At 60.2% G+C, this 19,772-nt stretch carries 24 protein-coding genes; 7 read left to right on the forward strand and 17 right to left on the reverse strand.

The features are described 5' to 3' along the window. The first annotated feature begins 40 nt into the window (after positions 1 to 40). The 4 genes from rapZ to ACP39K_RS19410 all read left to right on the forward strand — a co-directional run bounded on the left by rapZ (position 41) and on the right by ACP39K_RS19410 (position 2,189). Positions 41 to 895 (forward strand): RNase adapter RapZ, encoded by an 855-nt coding sequence (gene rapZ / locus ACP39K_RS19395; protein ID WP_015379177.1) that lies wholly within the window; start codon positions 41 to 43, stop codon positions 893 to 895. Beyond that, complete coding sequence (npr, locus tag ACP39K_RS19400; protein WP_004937034.1) at positions 892 to 1,164, forward strand: PTS phosphocarrier protein NPr; 273 nt, start codon at positions 892 to 894, stop codon at positions 1,162 to 1,164. The genes rapZ and npr overlap by 4 nt, the downstream gene beginning before the upstream one ends. A gap of 294 nt (positions 1,165 to 1,458) precedes the next feature. Then, the gene (locus ACP39K_RS19405) at positions 1,459 to 1,770 is read left to right on the forward strand and encodes a type II toxin-antitoxin system HigB family toxin (protein ID WP_497008789.1); all 312 of its coding nucleotides are present in this window, start codon (positions 1,459 to 1,461) and stop codon (positions 1,768 to 1,770) included. Then, on the forward strand, positions 1,767 to 2,189 hold the full coding sequence (locus ACP39K_RS19410) for a helix-turn-helix domain-containing protein (RefSeq protein ID WP_015379178.1): 423 nt from the start codon (positions 1,767 to 1,769) through the stop codon (positions 2,187 to 2,189). The genes ACP39K_RS19405 and ACP39K_RS19410 overlap by 4 nt, the downstream gene beginning before the upstream one ends. 3 nt (positions 2,190 to 2,192) lie before the next feature. On the opposite strand, the gene ACP39K_RS19415 is transcribed toward ACP39K_RS19410, so the two are convergent. The 10 genes from ACP39K_RS19415 to ACP39K_RS19460 all read right to left on the reverse strand — a co-directional run bounded on the left by ACP39K_RS19415 (position 2,193) and on the right by ACP39K_RS19460 (position 11,184). Then, positions 2,193 to 4,109, reverse strand: coding sequence for a BglG family transcription antiterminator (locus tag ACP39K_RS19415; protein WP_115116433.1), 1,917 nt, complete (start codon positions 4,107 to 4,109; stop codon positions 2,193 to 2,195). 51 nt (positions 4,110 to 4,160) lie between these two features. Further along, on the reverse strand, positions 4,161 to 5,375 hold the full coding sequence (locus ACP39K_RS19420) for a beta-propeller fold lactonase family protein (RefSeq protein WP_197829459.1): 1,215 nt from the start codon (positions 5,373 to 5,375) through the stop codon (positions 4,161 to 4,163). Between the two features lie 276 nt (positions 5,376 to 5,651). Next, positions 5,652 to 6,392, reverse strand: coding sequence for a 2-dehydro-3-deoxy-phosphogluconate aldolase (gene dagF, locus ACP39K_RS19425; protein WP_016930215.1), 741 nt, complete (start codon positions 6,390 to 6,392; stop codon positions 5,652 to 5,654). Beyond that, entirely contained in the window at positions 6,389 to 7,507 is a 1,119-nt protein-coding gene (locus tag ACP39K_RS19430) for a DgaE family pyridoxal phosphate-dependent ammonia lyase (RefSeq protein WP_212562735.1), read from the reverse strand. The genes dagF and ACP39K_RS19430 overlap by 4 nt, the downstream gene beginning before the upstream one ends. Beyond that, on the reverse strand, positions 7,491 to 8,630 hold the full coding sequence (locus tag ACP39K_RS19435; protein WP_033639300.1) for an amidohydrolase/deacetylase family metallohydrolase: 1,140 nt from the start codon (positions 8,628 to 8,630) through the stop codon (positions 7,491 to 7,493). Before ACP39K_RS19435 ends, ACP39K_RS19430 begins: the two co-directional genes overlap by 17 nt. 60 nt (positions 8,631 to 8,690) lie before the next feature. Continuing rightward, positions 8,691 to 9,341, reverse strand: a complete 651-nt coding sequence (locus ACP39K_RS19440; protein ID WP_004937013.1) for a DUF4310 family protein — start codon at positions 9,339 to 9,341, stop codon at positions 8,691 to 8,693. A gap of 11 nt (positions 9,342 to 9,352) precedes the next feature. Beyond that, positions 9,353 to 10,129: a DUF4311 domain-containing protein gene (locus tag ACP39K_RS19445; protein WP_004937006.1), complete on the reverse strand. Its 777-nt coding sequence runs from the start codon at positions 10,127 to 10,129 to the stop codon at positions 9,353 to 9,355. A gap of 30 nt (positions 10,130 to 10,159) precedes the next feature. Then, complete coding sequence (locus tag ACP39K_RS19450; protein WP_004937003.1) at positions 10,160 to 10,456, reverse strand: DUF4312 family protein; 297 nt, start codon at positions 10,454 to 10,456, stop codon at positions 10,160 to 10,162. Further along, complete coding sequence (locus tag ACP39K_RS19455) at positions 10,456 to 10,821, reverse strand: glycine-rich SFCGS family protein (RefSeq protein WP_004937000.1); 366 nt, start codon at positions 10,819 to 10,821, stop codon at positions 10,456 to 10,458. Before ACP39K_RS19455 ends, ACP39K_RS19450 begins: the two co-directional genes overlap by 1 nt. 36 nt (positions 10,822 to 10,857) lie before the next feature. Continuing rightward, entirely contained in the window at positions 10,858 to 11,184 is a 327-nt protein-coding gene (locus ACP39K_RS19460; RefSeq protein WP_086013604.1) for a glycine dehydrogenase, read from the reverse strand. Between the two features lie 445 nt (positions 11,185 to 11,629). Between ACP39K_RS19460 and rnk the strand changes: the two genes are divergently transcribed. Further along, on the forward strand, positions 11,630 to 12,040 hold the full coding sequence (gene rnk / locus ACP39K_RS19465; RefSeq protein WP_004936993.1) for a nucleoside diphosphate kinase regulator: 411 nt from the start codon (positions 11,630 to 11,632) through the stop codon (positions 12,038 to 12,040). 37 nt (positions 12,041 to 12,077) lie between these two features. Here the strand turns inward: rnk and ACP39K_RS19470 are convergent, their stop codons facing one another. From ACP39K_RS19470 to ACP39K_RS19480, 3 genes are read right to left on the reverse strand one after another with little or no spacing between them, the layout of a single operon-like run. Next, on the reverse strand, positions 12,078 to 12,866 hold the full coding sequence (locus tag ACP39K_RS19470) for a sulfite exporter TauE/SafE family protein (RefSeq protein ID WP_016930220.1): 789 nt from the start codon (positions 12,864 to 12,866) through the stop codon (positions 12,078 to 12,080). Then, the gene (locus tag ACP39K_RS19475; RefSeq protein ID WP_033639299.1) at positions 12,859 to 13,740 is read right to left on the reverse strand and encodes a formyltransferase family protein; all 882 of its coding nucleotides are present in this window, start codon (positions 13,738 to 13,740) and stop codon (positions 12,859 to 12,861) included. Before ACP39K_RS19475 ends, ACP39K_RS19470 begins: the two co-directional genes overlap by 8 nt. Further along, positions 13,737 to 15,191 carry an FAD/NAD(P)-binding protein gene (locus ACP39K_RS19480; protein WP_497008771.1) on the reverse strand — a complete coding sequence of 485 codons (1,455 nt, stop codon included), beginning with the start codon at positions 15,189 to 15,191 and terminating at the stop codon, positions 13,737 to 13,739. Before ACP39K_RS19480 ends, ACP39K_RS19475 begins: the two co-directional genes overlap by 4 nt. Positions 15,192 to 15,474: 283 nt before the next feature. On the opposite strand from ACP39K_RS19480, the gene ACP39K_RS19485 reads away from it, so the two are divergent. Next, complete coding sequence (locus tag ACP39K_RS19485) at positions 15,475 to 16,257, forward strand: AraC family transcriptional regulator (protein ID WP_033639297.1); 783 nt, start codon at positions 15,475 to 15,477, stop codon at positions 16,255 to 16,257. 4 nt (positions 16,258 to 16,261) lie between these two features. Here the strand turns inward: ACP39K_RS19485 and cybC are convergent, their stop codons facing one another. Both cybC and pmbA read right to left on the reverse strand, forming a co-directional pair. Next, entirely contained in the window at positions 16,262 to 16,648 is a 387-nt protein-coding gene (gene cybC, locus ACP39K_RS19490) for a cytochrome b562 (RefSeq protein ID WP_016930224.1), read from the reverse strand. 138 nt (positions 16,649 to 16,786) lie between these two features. Then, a complete protein-coding gene (gene pmbA / locus ACP39K_RS19495; RefSeq protein ID WP_033639296.1) occupies positions 16,787 to 18,127 on the reverse strand; it encodes a metalloprotease PmbA in 1,341 nt (446 codons plus the stop codon). 179 nt (positions 18,128 to 18,306) lie between these two features. Here pmbA and yjgA point away from each other — a divergent pair, with 179 nt between their 5' ends. Next, the gene (yjgA, locus tag ACP39K_RS19500; RefSeq protein ID WP_004936968.1) at positions 18,307 to 18,855 is read left to right on the forward strand and encodes a ribosome biogenesis factor YjgA; all 549 of its coding nucleotides are present in this window, start codon (positions 18,307 to 18,309) and stop codon (positions 18,853 to 18,855) included. 27 nt (positions 18,856 to 18,882) lie between these two features. Here the strand turns inward: yjgA and ACP39K_RS19505 are convergent, their stop codons facing one another. Together ACP39K_RS19505 and ACP39K_RS19510 are read right to left on the reverse strand one after the other, a co-directional pair. Then, positions 18,883 to 19,182: a barstar family protein gene (locus tag ACP39K_RS19505; protein ID WP_004936963.1), complete on the reverse strand. Its 300-nt coding sequence runs from the start codon at positions 19,180 to 19,182 to the stop codon at positions 18,883 to 18,885. Between the two features lie 5 nt (positions 19,183 to 19,187). Beyond that, positions 19,188 to 19,655 (reverse strand): ribonuclease, encoded by a 468-nt coding sequence (locus ACP39K_RS19510; RefSeq protein WP_004936959.1) that lies wholly within the window; start codon positions 19,653 to 19,655, stop codon positions 19,188 to 19,190. Positions 19,656 to 19,772: the final 117 nt, after the last annotated feature.

Genomic DNA, 19,772 nt, shown 5'->3' on the forward strand with positions numbered 1-19,772 from the left:
GTGGCGATGAACGCCGCCGCGATGCCAGGGGAGTTGCCACATGGTGCTGATGATTGTCAGCGGCCGTTCCGGTTCCGGAAAATCCGTCGCCTTGCGGGCGCTGGAAGACATGGGTTTTTACTGCGTTGACAACCTGCCGGTGGTCCTGCTGCCGCAGCTCGCCAATACGCTGGCGGAACGCAATATCTCCGCGGCGGTCAGCATCGACGTGCGCAACATGCCGGAATCGCCGGAAGTGTTCGAATACGCGATGACTCAGCTGCCGGACAGCTTCTCACCGCAGCTGCTGTTCCTCGACGCCGATCGCAACACGCTGATCCGCCGTTACAGCGACACCCGCCGCCTGCATCCGCTCTCCAGCAAAAACCTGTCGCTGGAAAGCGCGATCGACGAAGAAAGCGATCTGCTCGAACCGCTGCGCTCGCGGGCCGACCTGATTATCGACACCTCGGAAATGTCGGTGCACGAACTGGCCGAAATGCTGCGCACCCGCCTGCTGGGCAAGCGCGAGCGCGAACTGACCATGGTGTTCGAATCCTTCGGTTTCAAACACGGCATCCCGATCGACGCCGACTACGTGTTCGACGTGCGCTTCCTGCCGAACCCGCACTGGGATCCGAAGCTGCGGCCGATGACCGGTCTGGACAAGCCGGTAGCGTCGTTCCTCGATCGCCATACCGAAGTGCACAACTTCATCTACCAGACCCGCAGCTACCTGGAGCAATGGCTGCCGATGCTGGAAACCAACAACCGCAGCTACCTGACGGTCGCCATCGGCTGTACCGGCGGCAAGCACCGCTCGGTGTATGTGGCGGAACAGCTGGCCGATTACTTCCGCTCGCGCGGCAAGAACGTGCAGTCGCGCCACCGCACGCTGGAAAAGCGTAAACAATGACGGTCAAACAGACGGTTGAAATCAAAAACAAACTGGGCATGCACGCGCGCCCGGCGATGAAGCTGTTCGAACTGGTGCAAAGCTTCGATGCGGAAGTGATGCTGCGCAACGAAAGCGGCACCGAGGCCGAAGCCAGCAGCGTCATCGCGCTGCTGATGCTGGACTCCGCCCAGGGCCGGCATATCGAAGTCGAAGCGACCGGCCCCGACGAAGTCAACGCGCTGGCGGCGGTGGTCGAGCTGTTCAACTCCGGGTTTGATGAAGATTAGTCGTTGAGACTCTCCCCATGCGTCGCCTCGGCGCATGTGTTGCCTCCGCCCCTCCCATAACGTAGCCCTCCCGTTTCTCACTTTGCGAATCCGCTTCCAGAATCAGCCGTAACCGCCTGTAAATTCACGTCATGGATTTACCCCCACCACGATAATCGCAATAGTGTGTAACGCAAAAACAGACAACAGGCGGGTGTTTCCCCACGCTTTGCTTACGGGACAACGAAAAGTTTACAATTTGTGAACTTCACCGGCAGTCGCTATAATGTTCACCGGGTAGGAATCGAAGGAACGATGCATATCATTTCCAGGGAACCGTTCAATAACGCAACGAAGCAATATCCCAATGAAGCCACTGCTCTCGAGGCCATTTATAAAGCATTGCGACGGGGCGAGTTCCGCACGCCGGACGAGTTAAAAGCGCTTTTTCCTTCGCTCGATCGTATGAAATACAAAGAGAAATGGTGGGTCATTGACGTCGGCGGCAACCACATGCGGATCTTGTTCTTTGCCAGCTTCGAGACACAGAAAGTCTTCATAAAGCATATCGTTAGCCACGCCGAATACGACAAGCTGATGCAGCACTATCGAAGGAGTTCATCATGATTACAGATGCCATTAAGGCGGCCGATGCGCTACTGCGCGCCGTGCCCTTGTTGCAGGGCAGCCGCGCTCAGCAAGACTACCGGGAAGCGCTTGAATTGGTGGAATACCTGCTGGAAAACGACGAACACCATCCGCTGATTGACATGCTGGCAAAAAAGATCGCCGAATATGAAGACAACAGCGCCGAATTTACCGCATTCAACCAGCGTATCGCCCAGTTACCACAGGGGGTAGCCGCGCTTCGCGTCCTTATGGAACAGCACCAACTCAGCCAAAGTGATTTTGAACATGAGATCGGTAAAAAGTCGTTGGTTAACCAAATCCTGAACGGTAAAAGATCGCTGACCATTCCGCACATTATGGCGCTGGCCAAGCGTTTCAATCTGCCCCCGGCCCTGTTCCTGCCGGAAGCGGATTAGCCCTCAACTCCGGCTCAGGCAGTCCAGCGCCACCGCTTTGAAGCTGTCGAAGCTGTCGCTGCCCAGCAGGCGGCTCATTGAACGTTCACGCACGAAGGTGACGAACAGCTCGTAGATCGCCATCGCCTCTTCATAATCGCTCTTGCTGATCGCCAGCAGGAAAATCACGTGCGCAACCTCACCTTCCCCCCAGGCGACGCCCTGCGGCGCCAGCAGCGTCACCACCACGGTCTTCTTCGCCAGCAGCCCCAGCGAATGCGGCAGCGCGATGCCCTCGCCCAGCAGCGTGGAGACGATCGCCTCGCGTTCGACCACCGACGGATAAAAGTCCGCGCCGACGTACCCTTCTCGCTCCAGCTGGCCGCATACCCGGCTGAACAGCTCCGCCTGCGTCAGCGGTTCGTCGAGCACCATGAAATGCTCGGCGTCGAAGAACTTCTCCAGCATGTACGGTTTGGTGCGATCCACCAGCACCAATTTGCCCAGTTGCTCCAGCTGATAATCGGTCGGGAACGGCGACATCACCACCACCGGCTTGTTCTTTTCGCCGATGCGGGCGTTGGAAATCACGAAGTCTTCGTCGATGTGCGCAAGCATCTCATAATCGCGCAGCGAGACGATGCGCGTCATCACCAGTTGCGGATACTTGCGCGCAATCTGCGCCTGGATCATGCGCACCGTCGAGTTGCCGGTATCGCACACCAGCATCACCTGCGGGTGGCGTTCATAACCGATGTTGTAATGCCGCTCCAGCCCCACGCCGATGTGCAACACCAGATAGCCGATCTCGTTTTCACTCAGGGTATAGGGGGTGTATTTGCCCCAGCTGGAGACCGCCGCCAGCGTCACGTCGTAAGCCATCGGATAGTGCTGCTTGATGTTGGCCAGCAGCGGATTGGGGATGTTGATCTGGTATTTCACCCGCGTAATCATGGTCTTGATATGGGTGAGCAGATCGGCCCGCAGCTGCTCGTCGCCCTGCAGATTGTAGTTATAGTGTGCGTTGATGTAGGACAGGATGTAGTCCACCAACGCTTCTTCATCGTCGGCGTTGATCTCGGTCGGTTGCACGTCCTGCACGCGGCGTGCGGCGATGTTGACCCGCAGATAGGCCTCTTCGGCCATCGAGATCTCTTTGCCGGAGGCCGCGCGCAGCTCCGCCGCCAGACGGGTCGACACCTGGCGCACCGCCTCGTCGCCGTCCTCCACCTCGAAGTCCGGCAGCGGATAACCGTCGTTGATGCGCCGCAGGGCCACCGCGCAGTAGAAGATCAGATACTGCTCGCCCTCGTCGGTCAGGCGAATGGCGTATTGCGACAACAGCGGGTGCAGCAATCCGGCGAACGCCGCCACCTGCGGCTGCAACAGGATCTCGTTGTTGAGCAACGGGTTCTCGGCGTCGGCCAGCTGCAGCTGGAACAGCAGATCGGTCAGGCAGGCGCGGATCGCCATCTCCGCGCCGAACAGCTTCATGCCGTAACGCGGTTTGGTTTCGATCGTCAATTGATAATGCGCCAGACGCTCTCTCACCTCAGCCATGTCGTTTTGCAGCGTGCCGCGGCTGACGAACCATTCGTCGGCCAGATCTTCCAGTTTGAGAGAGAAGGCTGAGGTCAAAAAACGCACCAGCAGATAATGCACCCGCTCCTGCGCGCTGCGCGGGGTGGCCTGTTTGCGGCGTTCCTGATGCTGCAGGGCGCTGAACAGCGCGGCGTTATCGACCTGCAGGCGATAGCCGGCCCCGCGGCTATGCACGAAGCGCGCGCCATATTTATCCAGGATCTCGTTCAGCGCGGTGATATCCGCCCGCACCGTGCGGGTGGACACGGCGAAACGCTTCGCCAGCTCATCCTGCGGCAAAGTCTCGGTTTGCAAAGCATCGAACAAGTAAGCCAAACGCGGGTAAGGAAATCGCACCATTCTGTGTCCGTCAATCAGGTAGCCCACCCGGCGAACCGGGCGGGCCACGGGTTACTTCGCCGGCGGCAGAAACGCCATTTGCGAGGGGCTGCCGATCGGCAGATAGCCGCCCACAAAGCTGAGTTTGCCGTCCGTCGGGTTGACGCTGAAGCGGGTGACGTTATCGCTGCGCTGGTTCAGCGCATACAGATAGCGGCCATCCGGGCTCAGCGCCAGCGAACGCGGATAATCGCCGCGGGTCCAGGTTTCCGCCACCGGTTTCAACTCGCCGCCGGCGCCCACGCTGAACTGGGCAATGCTGTTATGCAGTCGGTTGGCGACGTACAGCGTGCCGCCGTTTTTGCTGAGCGCCAGCCCCGAGGCGAAGCTGGTGCCCTGATAGTCGGCGGGCAGCGCGGAAACCGCATGCAGTTGTTTCAGAGTACCTTTTTGGCGATCAAAACGGTAGCTGGTCAACGTCGAGGCTTCTTCGTTCACCAGCAGCACGGTGTCGCCGTCCGGGTGGAACACAAAATGACGCGGGCCGGCGCCGGCGGAAGAGGCGGCGATCCACGGCGGATCGTTCGGCGTCAGGCGGCCGCTCGCGGCGTCAAAGCGCCATTGGTAGATGCGATCCAACCCCAGATCCGTGGAGAACACGAACTTGCCGCTCGGATCGCTGGCGATCATATGGGCATGCGGGCCGTTGTGATCGCTGATGGCGAAGCTGCCGTTCACCGCCGCCGCCGGTTTGGCCGCACCCGCCGGCCCCTGCTGTTGCTGCACCGAGCTGGCGGCGCCCAGGCTGCCATCCGCTTCAATCGGGAAAGCCGCCACGCTGCCGCTGACGTAGTTCGCCACCAGCAGATGGCGGCCGTCCGGCGTCGGGGAGAGATACACCGGCCCTGCCCCCTGCGAATCCACCTGATTGAGCTGAGTCAGTGCGCCATCGGCCGGATTGATCCGGTAGGCGGTGATGCCGCCGTGCTTGCCGCCGTTGAAATCGGCCACTTCGCTGGCGACATACAGCGTCTTGCCGTCAGCGCTCAACGTCAGCTGGGCCGGATTCGGCACATTGCTGACCAGCGTGGCGTGGCTCAGCGCGCCGCTGGCCGGATCGACCTGCACCCGGTAAACGCCTTCGCCGTTGGGATTGTAGGTGCCGATATAGGCAAAATGAGATGACGTGGAGTTCATTGCATCCTCAGCATGCAGCGCCGGGCCGGTCACGGCCAGCAGCGCCAGGAACAACGCGGAGCGTCGGGTTGGAACCTGCCAGTTTCGCATAGTAATCCTCAGTATATATCCGTCATCTTTCAAGCCGCAGCGTTGTTGGCTGCGCAGTTACTCGGCCCATCCATGGGCCTCACCCTTTCGGGGCCGCTGCAAGCAGCGTTTAAATCTGCTCCCGGCAGATTTTTCACCCCAGTCACTTACTTAAGTAAGCTCCTGGGGCTCCTTAGCTGCAACTTGAAAGCTATAGGCTATAGGTAACGGCGGCGCGGCATGCCGCGCCACGGGAAAACCTTCGCCTCCCAGCGTTTACCTCATCCCATTACGCGTTCAGCCCACCAGCGTTTTGGTCATCGCCAGCAGGGTTTTCACGTCCTGCGGGCGCGTGTCGCCGCTGGCGGCGTCGATGATCGAGCTGTAGATATGCGGGATCACGCGTTTCACGCCGGCCGCCAACGCGATCTCGACGATCGGCTCAAAGTTCTCCAGATCGATGCCGCCGGTCGGCTCCAGCATGAAGTCATGCTCGGCGCAGGCCTTGGCGACGTACTGGTATTCGTCCTTGCACTTCAGGCCGCCCATCGGGAAATACTTGATGGAGCTGCCGCCCATGTCTTTCAGCAGGGCGATGGCGGTTTCCACCGGCACGATGCCGTCCGGCGCCGCGGCGCTCAATGGGCCGGTAGAGATCTTCACCCAACCGACGCGGCCGGTCGGCGACACCAGGCCGTTGACCACGCTGTCGTTCTGGCCCAGCAGCGCGCGGCTGGCGCCGACGCCGGTAAACACCTGGTTAACGTGCTGCGGCTGCACCTGCTGAGCGATCAGGCTGACCATCGCCGACTGCTTCGGATCGCCGGCGCCCAGGCCGACCGAGAGCGCGTTTTCAATCAGGCGCGCATAGCGCAGCATGTCGGTCACCGCGCTATCGACATCCGGGTAGTTCTTGGAGAGCACGCCCACCAGCACATGGCCTTCCGCCGCGGCGTAGATGTCCTGCGCGTTGGCTTTGGAGCCGGCCAGCACGTTCAGGCAGACGCGGTCGCGATAGTAGTTAGGCTGCAGCTTCATGCTTGTTTCTCCGTAAACAGGTTTTTGATACAGGTAAAGACGGTCATCAGCTGTTGCTCGTCGACGCTGCGCACGTCGACCTCAATCTTGCCCTCGTTGGCCTTATAGCCGCGGAAGTAGATGGCGATGTCGCCGGTTTTCAGCGCCTGGACGATGTCATAGGTCGACCGCCCCAGCACCGCCTCATCAAAGGTGATCTCGGCGCGAGCGATATCGCGGCCGGCGCTGTCCCAGACGGTCTTGGCGCTGACGCCGGTCAGGGTGTTGAGGCTGTCGAGGAATGGCGTCATCCGCTCCACCATCTGTTGCCCGGTGGTTTTTTCAAGCGTCAGATAGCTTTCAATCGCCTGCGTCAGGCCGAGGATGCCCTCTTTGCCGACCTTCATCGCCCGGCCGATGCCGCCGGATTGCAACTTCACCCACTCGACGAACTGTTTCTTGCCGATCACGAGACCGCTGGTCGGCCCCTCGATGGCTTTGGCGCCGCTGTAAATCACCAGATCGGCCCCCATCTGGTAGTAACACATCAGATCTTCTTCCGCCGCAGCGTCGACGATCAGCGGCAGGTTATGTTTGCGCGCCACCACCGCCGCCTGTTCGACGGACAGAATGCTTTTCTGCACGCAGTGGTGCGATTTGACGTACAGGATCGCCGCGGTCTGCGGCGTGATGCAGGCTTCAATCTGCTCCGGCGAACATTCATTGGCGTACCCCGCCTCCACCACCTTGCCGCCGCCCAGCGCCACCATGGTGTCCACCGGCGCACCGAAGTTGACGTTGTGACCGCGCGGCAGCACGATCTCGCGCGGCACGGTCACCGGCGCCGAGTGCAGGTTCACCAGCAGATTGGCGTTATCTTTAACGATCACCGCCGCCACCGACTGGGCGATGCCCGCCGAGGCGCAGGAGACGATCACCGCATCCTCCACGTTGAGCAGATCGGCGATGTAGGCGCCGGTCTTGTTGACCAGATCCTTGATTTCGAAATAGTGGTTCAGGCCGTAATCAACGGCGTCGATCACGTCCTGGCGCGGCGTAGAAACGCCGAGAATGGTCATGCGGCCGGAGGTGTTGATCACCTGCTTCAAACCGTATTTTTCATAAATCGAAGACATGGCTTGCCTCCCCTTGTTCGGTTAATAGGATTTCCCCGGCCACCACCGCAGCCAGCGGCACCAGCAGCCGTTCGCCCTCGGCGGTTTGCCCTTCGGCGTCGGCGAACACCTGCGGTTCGCGGCGCAGTTCAAACAGCGTGAAATCGGCGTCATAGCCCGGCTCCAGCCGCCCTTTGCCGCTCAGCTGCAGCGCCGACGCGGCGTTCTCCGTCACGCAGGCGATCAACTGCGGCAGCGTCAGGCCGACGCTGAAGAACTTGGACATCACCGTCGCCAGGCTGTGCACCGGCCCGTTCATGCGGTTGCGGCAGTAAATATCGGAGCTGATGGTGTGCGGCAAAATGCCCAGCTTGATCGCCTGGCGCGCCACCTCGAAGCTGAAGCTGGCGGTGCCGTGCCCTACGTCGAGCAATACGCCGCGCCGCAGCGCGCGCTGGATAGACTCGCGCAGCGTGCCCGCCGGCGTCAGAATGCGGTTCGGTTTGCCGTTGTAGCAGTGGGTGATGATGTCGCCGCGGGTCAGCAGATCGGCGATCTCGTCCAGATCCGGCGGGTTATTGCCGATATGCACCATCAGCGGCAACTGGCGGTTTTCCTGCTGGATCTCTTTGGCCAATACCAGCGGGCGAGTGCCGTTTTTCCCCACCACGCTGCTGCTCATGCGCGCCTTGATGCCGATGACAAAGCCGGGGTGGTTGGCGATGGCCTGGCCGGCCTCGCGCTTGTCGATGTCCGTCATCTCCGCCAGCTCGTTCTGCCGCAGCAGGCCGATGCGCGAGATATTGAGGAAGGCGAAAACGTTGGTTTTGGCGCTGCGCGTCAGCTGATAAAAGGCGTCGATATCGTCGGCGCCGGTGCTGCCGGCATCGACCACGCTGGTGACGCCGCTGGCGACGCCGACCCGATCCGGCTCGTCATGGTAAATCGGCGATTCGGGATAGCAATGCACGTGCGCGTCGATCCAACCGGCGCTCAGGCGGCAGTTGCCCGCCAAATCCAGCTGGCGAACGGCGCTGACGTCCGCCGCCAACCGCCCCACCGAGGCTATTTTGCCGTCTTTCACCGCCAGATCGATCAGCGTATCGTCCGCCAGTCTGGCGCCTCTGATTACTAAGTCATACATACCGCATTGCTCCTGTTAGCCCGGGTGCCGCCGTATCGGGCGGCGCCTGGCGCAGGCCTCTTAAGAAATGGCTACCGGGAAGATCGCCCCCAGGATCATCGCGCCGAGGATCGCTCCGCCGGTGATCGGTTTACCCCAGATATAGAACAGCAGCGCGCCGAGCAGCGAACCGATGCCGATCGGGATCGAGGCAGTCATCGCCGACAGGATGATCAACGGCCCGAGGAAACGGCCCGACGAGTTGCCCGCCCCCATCATCACGTCCGCCCCGTAGGTGGAGTTGCTCTGATTGATGGTGAATTTGCGCGCCAGAATGATCACGTAACCGATCGCCAGGCCGATGATCAGACCGGTGGCCAGCGAAGCGGCGAAGTTGGCGACCGGGAACACGATGCCGGCCCCCAAAAGCAGCGCCGGCACGCCCAGCCCGACGCCGGTCTGGATCGCGCCGCCGATGTCGAGGATGCCCACCAGCGAGCCTTCGATGATGCGCGCGAACAGGAAGCTCGCGCCGAACGCCGCCACCGCGCCGTATACGCCGGTATCCATCCCCGCCCGCAGCATGGAGACGAACGCCACTTCGTTAAAGGCGCCGATGCCGTACAGGTAGTACATGTGCGTCCCGGCGAACACGCCGGAGGACAGCAGGCCAACAAAAATCGGGAATGACCAGTCGGCGTACCAGAAGCCTTTTTGGGTTTGCTCTTCCATCATCCCGCTCCTTATTTACCGCTCAGGGTGTTGTGAATAGCGTCCAGCCAGCCCGGCACGCCGAGGCTGAAGGACTCGAGAACTTTCATGTCGAAGCCGCGGAAGAAGCCGCTCAGCACGAACAGCAGCACGATCACCGCCATCATGATCTTGGTGATTTTGTTCCAGCCGCTCTCTTCCACGCCCTTGCCGATCAGAATGCCCAGCACCAGGCCCGGTACGGCGTTGCCCATGATCAGCTGCGCCAGGCCGCCGAAGATAGTGCCCCAGAAGCCGGAACGGCGCCCGGCGTCGATCGCCGCCAGCCAGAAGATCACCGGCATCACGGTGTTCACCAGCAGGTTGGCCGCCGGCACCAGCACCTTGATGGCGGTGACCTGCAGCGCGGCAGGCACGGCGGAAGCGGTGGTATTGAGGAAGGCCACCACCAGCATGCCGATGATGCCGCAGGCGATGGCCATTTTTTTCGGATCGTGCAGCGTTTGCGCCAGATTCCGGTTCTTGACCATCAGGGCCGCCGCGCCCCAGTGCGGGATGATGCGGTGATCGACGTCCTGCGTGAAGGAGCCCGCCGCCACGGAAGACGCCCAGGCGTTGAAGAAGAAGCCCAGACCGAATGAGAAGTGGGAAGCCGGATCGCCCTCGCAGGAGTTCAGCTCGCCCAGGGTGCGAAACGCTCCCATGCCCTGTGTTGTCGGCGCGTGGAACATGCGTGCGGCGCCGGCCCCTACGCCGACCCCCACCAGCCCACCGATAATAATCGATTTAAATAAGATGATTAAAAACATCAGTATACCCTTTCATTTATGCTAACGTTTTTATTTCGTGACGAAGACAACCTTCTCGGTATTGATAATGGTTACGTTCACGGTTATTTCCAGAGAAACGGCATAGCTCTTTCTTTCGCGCGGCAAAAAGAAGAAAAGAAATTTCTCTTTAGTTATTTTCTCTTCCGCCTTCACTACGCTGACGTCCTGCGGCTCGATGCGCAGCAGAATATTGTTGGTGGACTTTAATACCGCGCCCTGCACATTAGCCAAGGCGGAAGCAAAAGCTTTCGCTTTGCTGTCGCCTTTACCCTCCACCTTTACCGATGTGGTATATTGCTCTTTCATTATGGGTTGCCATGTTTTTTGACGTAGGCTTCCACCAGTTTCTGGCCCAGCTCTTCTTTATCCATAAAGCCGAAACCCAGCACGTTGCAGCCTTCGTTAATTGCCGTCACGCCCTCTTCCACCGAACGCATGCCGTATTTGGCCTTGTAGCCGTATTTGGTTTGCGCGGTAATCGCGCCTGCGCCGCCGCTGCCGCAAAAAGAGATGCCCAGCTGCGCGTTTTCCGCTTTCATGACGTCGCCCAGCTTCATGTCGGCCGCCACGCCGGGGATGACCACCGCTTTTCCGCCTGCGTTTTCAACGCCCTGGCCGACTTTTTGCCCTTTGCCCAAACGATCGCCGATCACTACGGTAATTTGACCCATGGTATATTCTCCTGATTGAAATCGATGCGTTAACCGCTATGCGTTATTATCTTTCGCCACTTCGAAGTGCACGGACAGCAAATAGGCTTCTTCGATAGGCAATGTGCCAAACTGATTCACCACGCGTTCCGCCATTTGCATGGACTCGGCGGAAATTTCGTCGAAAAGCGATTTATCCACCTCCGGCAACGGCTCACCGGTTATTGAACGCAGCACCATGGCGCGAATATGCGATTCCAGCATCTGTTGCTGCACCGCATTGGTATAAATATTCTCAGCATTCAGCATCGCGGTAATATCCGCCAGCACCCGAGCGGTGATCTCACCGGCTTCGCTGACATCGGATTGTTCAATTTCTTTTATCGAAGCAGATCCATCATTCACTTTTCAGTACCCCTAGATCCCACATTAATCAGTAAGCCGTAAAGCGCATCACCTGAATAACCCGCTTTCTGTGATGTTTTTACCCTACCCCCGGCAAGATTTTCTGTGTAGACCGGTTTTTTCCAGTTCGAAGTGGAAATCGAATGACGCGCGGGGATCCATTTCGCAAAACGGCGTTATGGCGAAAAAGTAAATGAGATAACAATTACATAACCCGGCTAACGGTTTTTTTTTGCCTCGATTGACGATAAAAGCCTTCGTGATCGGGATCTCTTTCTTTTCTCGCCCCAACCGCCTACTATCAATGGGACAAATCGACATTACCCACACCCCCGCTCCTCTGGCGCGGGGGTGTTGCTTTGTGTTGTTTTTCCGAATTTATGGGCGCACAGACTGGCGCCCTTTGATTTGACTGGAGAGTGGAATGACCAAACCCATCATTACTATTAATGAGCTGGATGCGGAACGCCTGGATGCGCTATTGGAACAACCGGCCTTTGCCAACACCGACGTCGCCGCCGCGCTGAACGACGAGTTGGATCGCGCGGAAATCCTGCCGCCGGAGAAAATGCCGGCCAACGTGGTGACCATGAACAGCCGCGTGCGTTTTCGCGATCTGCACACCGATGAAGAGCATGTGCGCACGCTGGTCTACCCAGCCTCGCTGAAAGACAGCCACGATCAGCTGTCGGTGATGGCGCCGCTGGGCGCAGCGCTGCTCGGCATGCACGTCGGCAAGCAGATCTCCTGGCAATTGCCGAACGGTGAAGAAGCGCGGATTGAAGTGCTGGAATTGCTGTACCAGCCGGAAGCGGCGGGCGAATACCACCGTTAAGCGGTTTTCAGGGCGGCATCCGGCCGCCCTTTCTGTCTCAGATGCAGATAGCGATCAGCACGGCGATCAGCAGCAGCACGTAGATTTTGGCATGCAGCGCATCGCTCACCTTCGGCAAACAGCGCCTGGCAAACACGATCCCCGCAATCCCCGCCACCACCAGCAGCCCCAGAATGTTCAGATTGACGTAACCCAGATACTGCGGCCCGCTCATCTCGCGCCATCCCAACACGATATACATCAGCGCTCCGATCACCGCCACCGGGATCGACAGCGGGTTGGCGGCGCTGACGCAATATTTCATGTCGTAACCATGGCGGCGCAGCAGCGGCACGGTCATCACGCTGCCGCCCACCCCCAGCAGGGTGGCGATGCCGCCGATCAGCGGCCCGCCGCCCCACAACGTGGCGGGAGACAGTTCGGCGCGCGCCGGTTTGATCAGGAAGCCCCGGCGGAACAGACAGTCGGCGATGGTCACCGCCATATAGACCACAAACAGCCCGCGGATCACGCCGTCCGCCAGCAGCGAGGAAGCGAACGCGCCCAGCGCCGCGCCGATGCCGATGAAAAAGATCAGCGGCACGATGGTTTCTCGCAGCAGGTTGCCGCTGCGCCAGTTGGTCAGGGTGGCGTAACTCGCGTTGAGGATCATCACCGCTGTCGAGGTCGCTACAGCAATATGCATCGCCTGGCCGGGCTGCTCGCCCGAGGCGGAGATCAGGTGATAGACGAAAGGCACCACCACAAAGCCGCCGCCGAAGCCAAACAGAATGGTGGTGATGCCGGTCAGAAAACCGGCGCCCAGTACAATCAACGTTTCAATCATGGCCGTGCGCCCGCACGAAGTCGTCGAACCCGGCGCAGAACTGCCCCGCCAGCGGGTGGAATCGCTCGCCGACGAACAGCCCCAAATACTGCTCGCGCACGGCGTCGTGATCCACCAGTTCAATGCCCGCCTGTTCCGCCCGCGCCAGCGTCTGTGCGTCCGGGAAGCCCCAATAGCGCGAATCACCCTGCTTTTCCGCCGCTATCGCTTCGCTCCGTTCCGCCCGCATGAGCTGGCGCGCCAGGAAGGTGCCGCTTTGCACGCCCAGCAACATCATGTTTTCCAGGAACGACAGATCGTGACGCAGCTCGGCGGGCAGACGGGCGAGCACCGGGCCGGCGTCCCAGTGTTCATCCATTTCATGCAGCGTCACCGCACAGCCCTTGTCACCGTTCATCATCGCGCGGAATAGCGTCATCACCCCGCGATAACGCGGCAAGTCGCCGGGGTGCAGGTTCCACAGCAGCTTGCCGCGTCGGCTGAAGGCGCGCACATAGTCGGCGGAGAATTTCTGATAGCAGCGCAGGGAGATCACCGCGTCCATATGCTCCAGGCTGCTGATAAACGTGGCGTCATTGATGTCGAGAACGCGATGCGCCTTGACCCCGGCGGCGGCCAGGAACAGGGCCGGCGGTTGATAGGCCCCCTCACAGGCGGCGGCGTTGCGGCCAACGAACGGGAACACAAAATCGTTCAGCACCTCGCGCTCATACAGCCCCAGGCGGCGAACCGCCGGCTCCTGGGTGCGGCCGCCGCTTTTCGCCAGGGGGAAATACACCGTAAAAGCACACTCGCCTTTCAGGGCGGCGATCAGATCCTGACACACCAGCCAGGAGAAAATGTCGTTGCCGACAAAGAGCGCTACGTTCTTCATACTTCAGCCTTCTTTGCGTTGAAAATAGGGTTGTTGAACACGATTTTGCTGATATCCCGCGTGATGGATTCCATCGCCGAGGTGTAAAAAAGATCGCCCTTTGCGGGCGCGCCGAGCGAGTAAAGATGCTGCTCACGGCCGCGTCGGTCGGCGATTTTCAGCGTATGCGGGTTGCACTTCACGCCGCCGAACAGGTTCTCCTGCACCAGCCCGTCTTGCAGCAGCTGCTGGCTCAGGCGGTTGGGCGGCAGTTGATAGGAAGGCGTGGTGCAGTTGAACAGATACTGCGCGCGCACCCGCGTCTCATGGCAACGAAGGATAAACCCGTCCGTTGCCTTGCTGATATCCACCAGGCCGCCGCAGGCGCGCAGGCGTTGGCTCTCCAGCGCCGCCACGATCTTGTTGGCATTCTTGATCGGCATGGCGTGCCGATTGCGCATCCAGGAGGAGTTGTAAAAGCGCATGAAGACCTGCCGGTTGTTGGCATCCATCTTGACCCAGGCGGCGCACACTGCCGGGTGGATCGCCGCCAGATAGCTGCAGATATGCTCCCGGGCAAAACGCGCGCGATCGAGGCTGTCCGCCAGATCGCGGTAGCAATCGCGCCTTTCCCCCAGCGCCGAGAGCACCGTCAGCCGCTCCGGCCCCGGATAGTGGCGCGCCAGCGCGGCGTTGATCGCATGCACCAGCTGATGCGCGTCAATAAAATCGCGGCCGGCGACAAAGCGCCGCAGCGCCTCAACAAACGCCTCCGGCGGCGGACGCATCACCGCCGGCTGCACGCTGGGGAACAGGCCCGAGCGCGACAGGGCGCAGATGTCGGTCGCTCCCAGGCGCTCCATCAGTTCAACGATGGCGTCAATCGCCGTCAGGCTGCAGCCGATCACGCCGATGCTCGAATAAGGGTTGATCGGCGGCAAGTCCTGATGGGCCTGATAAGCGATCACCCCATCCACCGGGTAAAGGCACTCCGGCGGGTTGTGCCCCGAACACAGCACCAGCGCGTTCATCTGCTCGGCGCCGCCGCAGGCGGTGGTCAGCCGATAGCCGGCTTCGTGCGGCGCGATGGCATTCACTTCGGCAGTGACGAAATTCAGCGCGACGTTACTGTCCGCCGCCATATATATTGTCATGTCGCGAATAAAATCGAGATATTCCCGATACAGCCAGCGCGGCGGATAACGATCCTGGCAAAACTGCGGGAAATGCATGGCGATCCAATCAACGAAGTGCGCATCGTCGAAAATATCCGCCGACATATTTTCCGGCGTCATATTTAATATATGGCTGTCAAAATCGCTGCTGTATGCCATGCCGCCTTTAAATCCCTGCTTGTCGAAAACCGTCAGGGAAAGCGGCCTTTTGCAATGATTAACCGACTTATTTTTTATAAAGTTATACGTAAAAGAGATGCCGGCGGCCCCGCCGCCAATCACACCGAACTTATACATGAAATATCACCTTATAGTCATTGAACTGCGCTAAGAACTATTGCTTCAGGTGTTGGAATAAAATGATGCTTTATTCCTTATTAACTTCTTGTATTGCGAGAACGAGAACCTTCGTCCCACCCTGGTGTGAAGACTTGCACGGGCTTCATGGCCGATAAAATAACGGCGCCCCGAACAAGCGTTATTTTTCTGCCCCGATAGTAGGGCGACCGTCGCTGGCTTGCTTTATATGAAGGGCCAACTATCATTGCGTTTCGGCCAATCTGCCCGCCAAAGGGAACACATGCGCAACGTCCGCATTGATGACATCGACCACGTAACCCGCGCGGTGATCGCCATCGGCACCGATTATCCGCCGGGGCATCTGCTGCCAATGCACAGCCACCGGCGCGCGCAGTTGCTGTACGGCGCTACCGGCGTCATGCACGTTTTCACGCAGCAAGGCAATTGGGTCGTTCCGCCGCAGCACGCGGTGTGGCTGCCGCCGCAGATGCCGCACGCGGTGCGGATGGTCGGCGTCACCACCCGCAGCCTGTACCTTGAACCCAGCGCGTTGCCCGCCGAACGGCCGCAGGTATGTCAGGTGGTCAGCGTCACTCCGCTGATGCGCCAGCTGTTGATGGCGGCGGTGGATATGCCGCTGGAGTATGAACAACAGGGCCGCGACGGAGCGCTGGCGGCGCTGCTGCTGCACGAGCTGGCCAGGCTGCAGCCCTTGCCGTTGCACATCCCGCTGCCCGCCGATCCTCGGCTGGGTGAGCTGTGCCGCGCCTTTTTGCAGCACCCCGACGCCCACGACTCCGCGCAGCGGTGGGCGCCTCGTCTGTACATGAGCATTCGCACCTTCAGCCGCTTCTTTCGCGCGCAGACCGGCCTGCCGTTTTCGCAATGGCGTCAGCGCGCCTGCGTGGTGCTGGCGTTGGCGCTGCTGGCCGAAGGACGCAGCGTGACACAGGTGGCGATGGAAATGGGGTATGACAGCAGCGCGGCGTTCTCAACCATGTTCCGCCGCGTGCTGGGGCAGGCGCCCTCCTCCTATCTGACGGAAGACGGGCGCGACGGTTGACGGATTAGCGGAATTTCTTGTGGTTGGCGTCGCGGGTTTGCTTGAAGCCCTGCGCCAGCTGCTTCGCTTCGGCGACTTTGCCCTGATTGGCCAGCGCCAGCGCCTGATCGATTTGGCCGATCAGGGTATCCAACCCGCTGCGGAAATCTTTCATCTCCGGGCTGTCGGCGGCTTTGTCTTCCAGCTTCGGCGGGGTGCCCTGTTTGGCATCCTGCGCGGCGGCGCGCATGTTCTGCAGGCTCTGTGTGAGGGTAGCGGCGGAGTCGGTATTCAGCACCGTTTTGTAGTTTTCCGCCAGGGTGTCCATATCGTCGCCAAGATCGGCGGCGACCGCCAGCGAACTGGCTGCCAGCAGCGTCAACGCCGCCAGCGCTTTCAGGGTATTCTGCATGTTTGCTCACCTTCCAGTTATTGTTTTAATTAACCCACCGTTACCATAGGCAAGGCCGGGAAAAATCGAAACCGGAGATTTGTAAGCAAGGTTGAGACGGGATAACGCGCAGCCGGCGGGCGCCGGCCGCGCAGCGGATCACTGGCCAGCGATCTTCATTTCCGGCAGCAGCACCGAACCGCACTGGATATTGCTGCGGGTTTCGATATCGCTGCCGACGCTGACGATGTTGCGCAGCATGTCTTTCAGGTTGCCGGCGATGGTGATCTCGCTGACCGGATATTGGATCTCACCGTTTTCCACCCAGAAACCGGCGGCGCCGCGCGAGTAATCGCCGGTGACGCCGCTGACGCCCTGGCCCATCAACTCGGTGACCACCAGGCCGGTGCCGAGCTGCTTCAGCATGCCGGCGAAGTCCGCGCCCTGCCCGGCAATGCGCCAGTTATGGATACCGCCGGCATGGCCGGTGCTGTGCAGGCCCAGCTTGCGCGCCGAGTAGCTGGTCATCAGCCAGGTTTGCAACACGCCGTCCTTGACGATATCGCGCCTCTGGGTGCGCACGCCCTCACTGTCGAACGGCGTCGACGCCAGCCCTTTCAGCAGGTGCGGATGCTCCTCGACGGTCAGCCACTCCGGCAGGATCTGCTTGCCGAGCGAGTCCAACAGGAAGGTAGATTTGCGATAAACGCTGCTGCCGCTGATGGCGCCCACCAGATGGCCGAACAATCCGGTGGCCACCTCGGAGGCGAACAGCACCGGCGCCTTCATGGTCGACAATTTGCGCGGCGCGAGACGCGCCAACGTGCGGCGGGCGCACTCCTGCCCCACCCACTCGGGGCTGTGCAGATCGCCCATCGCACGGCCGATGGTGTAAGCGTAATCCCGCTCCATGTCGCCGTCCTGCTCCGCAATGACGCAGCTGGACAGCGAATGACGGCTGGAACAGTAGCTTTGCAGCATGCCGTGGCTGTTGCCGAACACCTTGATGCCGTAGTGGCTGTTGAAACTGCCGCCTTCGGTGTTGGTAATGCGTTTGTCCGCCGCCAGCGAAGCCTGCTCGGCGCGCGCCGCCAGCTCGATGCCGCGCTCGGCGTCCAGCTCGGTCGGGTGGAACAGATCGAGATCCGGCGCCTCGAACGCCAGCAGATCTTTCTCCGCCGGGCCGGCGCAGGGATCCTCAGAGGTGTAACGCGCGATGTCCAGCGCCGCCTGTACGGTGCGGGCGATGGCATCCGGGCTGAGATCGGTGGAAGAGGCGCTGCCTTTACGCTGACGGTGATACACGGTGATGCCCAGCGCGCCATCGCTGTTGAACTCGACGTTTTCCACTTCGCCGAAGCGGGTGCTGACGCTGATGCCGGTCGATTTGGTGACCGCGACTTCCGCCGCGTCGGAACCGGCGCGGGCCAGCTCCAGCGCCTGAGAAACGGCCTGTTCCAGCGCCTTGCGCTGTTCTGCAACTTGAGTGACTACTTTCATCAATCTGCCATAATTAATCAGAAAATCGTTGAGAAAAGTGCCGGAGCGGCGTAGTTGTGCACGCGGGGCGGCGCGCAAAAATCCTGAGATCTCTGCCGTTGAGTCTAACAGGAACCGCGTTGAATTTCGCATAAAGCCGGCAACCTGTTAGGATTAGCCTCTTTTTAACGGAGCCTACCATGAACAAACAGCCTGAAGACTGGCTCGACGATGTCCCGGAGAATGAAAACGAGGACGATGACGAGATTATCTGGGTCAGTAAAAGTGAAATTAAACGTGATGCCGAAGCGCTGAAAGACCTGGGGGCCGAAATGGTCGATCTGGGCAAAAACGCGCTGGACCGCATTCCGTTGGACGAAGATTTGCGCGCCGCCATCGAGCTGGCGCAGAAGATCAAGAAAGAGGGCCGTCGCCGTCAGCTGCAGCTGATCGGCAAAATGCTGCGCGCCCGCGATATCGAGCCGATCCAGACCGCGCTCGACAAGCTGAAAAACCGCCACAACCAGCAGGTTTCCCTGTTCCATAAACTGGAAGCGCTGCGCGACCGTCTGGTCGAAGAAGGCGATGACGTCATTCCGTCGATCCTGGATCTGTATCCGGCCGCCGATCGCCAACAGCTGCGTTCACTGGTGCGCAACGCGCAGAAAGAGAAGGCCGCCAACAAGCCGCCTAAGGCTTACCGCCAGATCTTCCAATACCTGCGCGAGCTGGCCGAAGCGGCCGACTAAGCGCCGCCATCCCGGGATGAACCCGTTTCATCCCCGGTGATGCGCCGGTTCGCCGCTGCTTTCGCGGATATTGAAGCGCAGGCTGCCTTCCAGCTCTTCTTCCGCCTCTTCAAACAGCAGAATGATCGCGCCGAAACGACGCTTGCTGCGGGCATTCAGGTGAGTGAACTCGATTTCCACCGGCAGACCGATATCGCCGGTCACTACGTCCCACAGCGCGTCGAGGTTGGCGCCGAATCCCTCGTCCAGCGCAAACTTGTGCGCAAAATCGCGGTAGAAGGTCGGCACATCCTGGATCTGTTCAAAATCAAACTCTACTTTTGCCATCAAACTCACTCCACACGAATGAAGTTTTTGTAATGGTCGCGCGTGACGAAGATCAGACCGTCGCTCGAATACAGCAGGCGATCGGCGCCGCGCCGGCCACACTGGTAATTGATGTCCGCTTCGCGCCAGACCCGGCCGCCGGCGCTCGGCAGTTGTCCTTCACGGTTAGAGAATCGATCGCCGCCAATCGCCTTGCCCGGTAATACCGCACAGAGGTTGCCTGAACGCGGGTCCCAGCCCTGCTCGCGCGCCTGCTTCTTGGTGACGTAATAGCCCGGCAGCCGCTGATGCTGCTGCAGGTAGCTCACCACCGTTTGCTGCTGCGTGAGCCGATCGATGCTCTGCTGTTGCCCCGCCGGCGCTTGCACCACCGTCGCATTGCCGCCGATCGCACGGTGCTCGTTGCCGCGCAGCGCGCTGAAGACGGCGATGACCACGGCGATGACAATCGCCAACAGAATCCGCTTGTTCATGACATTCCCTGAAATTATGCCGCCGAAGGCGCCGCAGCTCCCCCAGGCTAGTTAGGTATATAGTCGACCTGGATGAAACTAAGATGACCGGCACGTCACGTTTTCGCGGCGGTGAGC

It is taken from the genome of Serratia sp. EC4 (assembly GCF_059652115.1).

What these genes read in the sequence shown, in the direction of transcription:
- rapZ (WP_015379177.1), top strand. Translation starts at nt 41, where the DNA reads ATGGTGCTGATGATTGTCAGCGGCCGTTCCGGTTCCGGAAAATCCGTC.
- npr (WP_004937034.1), top strand. Translation starts at nt 892, where the DNA reads ATGACGGTCAAACAGACGGTTGAAATCAAAAACAAACTGGGCATGCAC.
- ACP39K_RS19405 (WP_497008789.1), top strand. Translation starts at nt 1,459, where the DNA reads ATGCATATCATTTCCAGGGAACCGTTCAATAACGCAACGAAGCAATAT.
- ACP39K_RS19410 (WP_015379178.1), top strand. Translation starts at nt 1,767, where the DNA reads ATGATTACAGATGCCATTAAGGCGGCCGATGCGCTACTGCGCGCCGTG.
- ACP39K_RS19415 (WP_115116433.1), bottom strand. Translation starts at nt 4,109, where the DNA reads ATGGTGCGATTTCCTTACCCGCGTTTGGCTTACTTGTTCGATGCTTTG.
- ACP39K_RS19420 (WP_197829459.1), bottom strand. Translation starts at nt 5,375, where the DNA reads ATGCGAAACTGGCAGGTTCCAACCCGACGCTCCGCGTTGTTCCTGGCG.
- dagF (WP_016930215.1), bottom strand. Translation starts at nt 6,392, where the DNA reads ATGAAGCTGCAGCCTAACTACTATCGCGACCGCGTCTGCCTGAACGTG.
- ACP39K_RS19430 (WP_212562735.1), bottom strand. Translation starts at nt 7,507, where the DNA reads ATGTCTTCGATTTATGAAAAATACGGTTTGAAGCAGGTGATCAACACC.
- ACP39K_RS19435 (WP_033639300.1), bottom strand. Translation starts at nt 8,630, where the DNA reads ATGTATGACTTAGTAATCAGAGGCGCCAGACTGGCGGACGATACGCTG.
- ACP39K_RS19440 (WP_004937013.1), bottom strand. Translation starts at nt 9,341, where the DNA reads ATGGAAGAGCAAACCCAAAAAGGCTTCTGGTACGCCGACTGGTCATTC.
- ACP39K_RS19445 (WP_004937006.1), bottom strand. Translation starts at nt 10,129, where the DNA reads ATGTTTTTAATCATCTTATTTAAATCGATTATTATCGGTGGGCTGGTG.
- ACP39K_RS19450 (WP_004937003.1), bottom strand. Translation starts at nt 10,456, where the DNA reads ATGAAAGAGCAATATACCACATCGGTAAAGGTGGAGGGTAAAGGCGAC.
- ACP39K_RS19455 (WP_004937000.1), bottom strand. Translation starts at nt 10,821, where the DNA reads ATGGGTCAAATTACCGTAGTGATCGGCGATCGTTTGGGCAAAGGGCAA.
- rnk (WP_004936993.1), top strand. Translation starts at nt 11,630, where the DNA reads ATGACCAAACCCATCATTACTATTAATGAGCTGGATGCGGAACGCCTG.
- ACP39K_RS19470 (WP_016930220.1), bottom strand. Translation starts at nt 12,866, where the DNA reads ATGATTGAAACGTTGATTGTACTGGGCGCCGGTTTTCTGACCGGCATC.
- ACP39K_RS19475 (WP_033639299.1), bottom strand. Translation starts at nt 13,740, where the DNA reads ATGAAGAACGTAGCGCTCTTTGTCGGCAACGACATTTTCTCCTGGCTG.
- ACP39K_RS19480 (WP_497008771.1), bottom strand. Translation starts at nt 15,191, where the DNA reads ATGTATAAGTTCGGTGTGATTGGCGGCGGGGCCGCCGGCATCTCTTTT.
- ACP39K_RS19485 (WP_033639297.1), top strand. Translation starts at nt 15,475, where the DNA reads ATGCGCAACGTCCGCATTGATGACATCGACCACGTAACCCGCGCGGTG.
- cybC (WP_016930224.1), bottom strand. Translation starts at nt 16,648, where the DNA reads ATGCAGAATACCCTGAAAGCGCTGGCGGCGTTGACGCTGCTGGCAGCC.
- pmbA (WP_033639296.1), bottom strand. Translation starts at nt 18,127, where the DNA reads ATGAAAGTAGTCACTCAAGTTGCAGAACAGCGCAAGGCGCTGGAACAG.
- yjgA (WP_004936968.1), top strand. Translation starts at nt 18,307, where the DNA reads ATGAACAAACAGCCTGAAGACTGGCTCGACGATGTCCCGGAGAATGAA.
- ACP39K_RS19505 (WP_004936963.1), bottom strand. Translation starts at nt 19,182, where the DNA reads ATGGCAAAAGTAGAGTTTGATTTTGAACAGATCCAGGATGTGCCGACC.
- ACP39K_RS19510 (WP_004936959.1), bottom strand. Translation starts at nt 19,655, where the DNA reads ATGAACAAGCGGATTCTGTTGGCGATTGTCATCGCCGTGGTCATCGCC.